The following is a 3,362-nucleotide window of genomic DNA, read 5'->3' as shown; positions in this document are numbered from 1 at the left end:
GGGTCTGCCGGCGAGCTACCGGAAGGCGTACGAGCGGAAGCTGCGGGCCCGGCCGAAGGAGAAGCTCCCCGCGGCGTGAGCGGGAAGTCGACAGCCGAGCCCGAAAGCCCCGAAGACGACGGAAAGCCGCTCCGTCTCCGAGTTTCGGCCCGGCCGCCGTGCCCGCGGGCCCGCCCTGTCGTTCGTTTCCCTCGATTCCGCCAGCGGAGCCGACCCGAACGTCCCCGTCCCGCCGCGGCGGGACGGTCAGGAACCGTGCCAACCGGCGCCCGGCGGCGAAAACGCACCGCGAAGGAAGCACCTCAGTTGCGACGGAGGGCGCGACGGTCTTTGATGGTCCACCGCCGGCCCGCCGCTCCGGGCGCGGCGGGAGGAACGACGATGCGCAGCAGGTGGACGGCGGTGGGTTGCGCCCTCGCGGGGGTGGCGAGCGCCGTGGCGCAGGTTGAGCTCCCCGACAGCGCGGCGTCGGCCCGCGAATCGGTGGCGGTGACGGCCTACAACGACGACCTGGCGCTCGTCCGCGAGGTCCGGAAGATCGAGCTTCCGCGGGTCGGCGTCGGCACCCTGAGGTTCATGGACGTTCCGTCGGCGATCGATCCGCGCACGGTCCATCTCCAGGCCGCCGGGGGAACGGGCCGGTTCGATCTCCTGGAGCAGAACTACGAGTACGACCTCATCTCGCCGCAGAAGCTGATGGAAAAGTACGTCGGCAAGGAGGTCGAGGTCGTCTTGAGGGGATCCGATCTCGAGGAACGGCGCGTTCCCGCCGTGCTGCTCTCGGTCAACGGCGGCCCCGTCTACCGGGTGGGGGACCGAGTCCTCCTGTTCCAGAGCGGTCAGGTGACGCTCCCGAGCGTGCCCGAGGACCTCGTGTCGCGCCCGACGCTGGTGTGGACCGTGGACGTGACCCGGAAGGGCCGCTCGCGGGTGGAGGTGTCCTACCTCACCGGCGGCGTGAGCTGGCAGGCCGACTACGTCGCGGTGCTCGCCGAGGAGGACACGAAGCTCGATCTCAACGGCTGGGTGACGGTTTCGAACCGGTCCGGGGCCGGTTTCGAGAACGCGCTGCTCAAGCTCGTCGCCGGGAACGTGCGGAGGCTTCGGGGAACGCGGTTCCAGGCTTCGCCGATGGACCGGGAGAAGGCGGCGGCGCCCGGTTTCGCCCAGGAAGAGCTGTTCGAGTACCACTTGTACACGCTGGAGCGACCGACCACGCTCAAGAACAACCAGAGCAAGCAGCTCGCCCTGCTGTCGGCGCGCGGCGTCCCGGTGAAGAAGCGCCTCGTGTTGACCGGACGGGCGGGGTGGTACCGGAGCGAGATCGGAACTCTGACGCAGCCGGAGCGGCCCGAAGTGGTGCTGGAGTTCCGAAACGACGCCGCGCACGGGCTCGGGATGCCGCTCCCGAAGGGAACCGTGCGCGTCTACGAGCGGGACAGCTCCGGAGCGGAGCAGTTCGTGGGCGAGGACGCCATCGACCATACCCCGGCCGGTGAGACGATCCGGCTGTCGGTGGGGCGGGCCTTCGACGTGGTCGCCGAGCGCACCCAGACCGACTACCGCGTCCTCGGGCGGCGGGAGGCCGAGTCGGCGTTCCGCGTGGCCGTCCGCAACCACAAGGACCGCGCCGTCACGATCACCGTGCGGGAACCGGTCGGCGGGGACTGGCGCCTCGTGTCCTCGAGCCACCCCGGACGCAAGCTCGATGCCGGGACGCTCGAGTTCGAACTCGAGGTCCCCGCGCACGGCGAGACGATCCTCACCTACCGCGTGGCGGTCCGGTGGTGAACCGGCCCCGTCGCCTCCGGATCCGGCGAGCGGCATAATCCGGCGGGCCGTCGAACCCGGCGGGCGGGAGAGGAGCTGATGACCGGTGAGATCTCGGTGCGCGGGATCCGGTTCCACGCCTTCCACGGCTTGACCAAGCTCGAGCGGAAGATCGGCGTCCGCCACCGGGTCGACGTCGACCTGGTGGCCCCGATCGGCCGCGCGGCCGAGTCGGACCGTGTCGAGGACACGATCGACTACAGGCAGGTGCATGACCTGGTCGTGAAGATCGGCCGCGAGAACTCGTTCCATCTCATCGAGACGCTCGCCGTCCGGATCGCCCGCGAACTGCTGTCGACCTTCTCCTGCGAGCGGGTGCGCGTCGCGGTACAGAAGGAGACCCCGGTCGTCGACGGGATCGTCGACAGCGTGGGCGTGTCGGTCACGCTCGACAGGGAGACCACCTGATGCTGCTCCGCCGCACCTATGGCTTCGAAGCCAGCCACGTGCTGCCGCGGCACCCCGGCCGTTGCCGCAACCTCCATGGCCATTCCTACCGCTTCACCGTGGAGGTCGAGGGGGAAATCGACCCGGAGCAGGGGATGGTGATCGACTTCGGCGAACTCGACGCGGTGGTGACCGAGCGGGTCCTGAAGCGGCTGGATCACGCCCATCTCAACGACGTGCTGGAAAACCCCACGGCGGAGTGGATCGCGGTCCACCTGTGGCGGGAGCTGCGCCCGGCGCTGCCCGGGCTGCGGGCGGTGGAGCTGTACGAAACGGAAGGCGCGGCGGTGGTGTACCGGGGGGAGCTGGAGGGGGGAGCGGACCGGTGAGCACGGAACGACTCGAAAAGCTGTGGAGCGAGCTCCTCGCGGAACTCTTCGACCGATGCCCGCCCGATCCCTCGCTCGACGCCGGCGAGCTCCTGCGCCGGGCACCGCGCCGGCTCGCCAAGGCCTGGACCGAGGACCTGCTGGCGGGGGCGGGCACCGATCCGGCGGCGCTGCTGCGGCCGATCGAGATGCCCGCGGCGCGGGGCCCCGTCCTGCTGAGCGGAATCGCTTTCACCGCGGTCTGCGCCCATCACCTGCTGCCCTTCCGGGGGGTCGCCCACGCCGGCTACGTGCCGGAGGGGCGCCATGCGGGTCTGGGAGCGGTGGCGAGAGTCGTCGACGCCTGCGCGCGCCGGCTGACGCTGCAGGAAGCGCTCACGGCCAGCATCGCGGACGGGCTGGAACGCGGCCTTTCCCCCCGTTCGCTCGTGGTCGCCGTCGAAGCCGAGCACCAGTGCCTCTCGGCGCGCGGCCCCCGGAAGGCGGGACACCGGTTCGTCACGGTGGAACGGCGCGGCGCTCCCTCTCCGGAACTCGAGGCGCTCGTCCGGGACGCGTTTCGCTGAACGCGCGGAGCGCGCACGTGCGCATGGAACCTCGTGGCGGCACGCCGCGGGCGTTGCCGGTTTCCCCGGCCGCCGGTCCGAGCGACCGAGCGGCTCTCGAAGAGGACTCCGCCGGGGGCGCGCGCTGCCGGCTTCCCCGGCCGCCGTTCCGAGCGACCGAGCGGCTCTCGAAGAGGACTCCGCCGGGGCG

Annotated in this window: 4 protein-coding genes; all 4 read left to right on the top strand. The window is 71.1% G+C overall.

The window, feature by feature from the left end:
- Window positions 1-333 precede the first annotated feature (333 nt).
- The 4 genes from D6718_11120 (at window position 334) to D6718_11105 (ending at window position 3,172) form a co-directional block, all read left to right on the top strand.
- Complete coding sequence (locus D6718_11120) at window positions 334-1,791, top strand: DUF4139 domain-containing protein (GenBank protein ID RMG43878.1); 1,458 nt, start codon at window positions 334-336, stop codon at window positions 1,789-1,791.
- A gap of 78 nt (window positions 1,792-1,869) precedes the next feature.
- Window positions 1,870-2,238, top strand: a complete 369-nt coding sequence (gene folB / locus D6718_11115; GenBank protein ID RMG43877.1) for a dihydroneopterin aldolase — start codon at window positions 1,870-1,872, stop codon at window positions 2,236-2,238.
- The gene (gene queD / locus D6718_11110) at window positions 2,238-2,606 is read left to right on the top strand and encodes a 6-carboxytetrahydropterin synthase QueD (protein ID RMG43876.1); all 369 of its coding nucleotides are present in this window, start codon (window positions 2,238-2,240) and stop codon (window positions 2,604-2,606) included. Before folB ends, queD begins: the two co-directional genes overlap by 1 nt.
- Window positions 2,477-3,172: a GTP cyclohydrolase I FolE gene (locus D6718_11105; GenBank protein ID RMG43875.1), complete on the top strand. Its 696-nt coding sequence runs from the start codon at window positions 2,477-2,479 to the stop codon at window positions 3,170-3,172. Before queD ends, D6718_11105 begins: the two co-directional genes overlap by 130 nt.
- The last annotated feature ends 190 nt before the right edge of the window (window positions 3,173-3,362 follow it).

The organism is Acidobacteriota bacterium (genome assembly GCA_003696075.1).
Classification (GTDB): Bacteria; Acidobacteriota; Polarisedimenticolia; order J045; family J045; genus J045.
Note: the sequence above shows the minus strand (reverse complement) of the source record. Positions and strands in the feature narration are given on the sequence as shown.

Excerpts from the sequence above, each read along its gene's own strand:
- D6718_11120 (RMG43878.1), top strand. The coding sequence starts at position 334 with ATGGTCCACCGCCGGCCCGCCGCTCCGGGCGCGGCGGGAGGAACGACG.
- folB (RMG43877.1), top strand. The coding sequence starts at position 1,870 with ATGACCGGTGAGATCTCGGTGCGCGGGATCCGGTTCCACGCCTTCCAC.
- queD (RMG43876.1), top strand. The coding sequence starts at position 2,238 with ATGCTGCTCCGCCGCACCTATGGCTTCGAAGCCAGCCACGTGCTGCCG.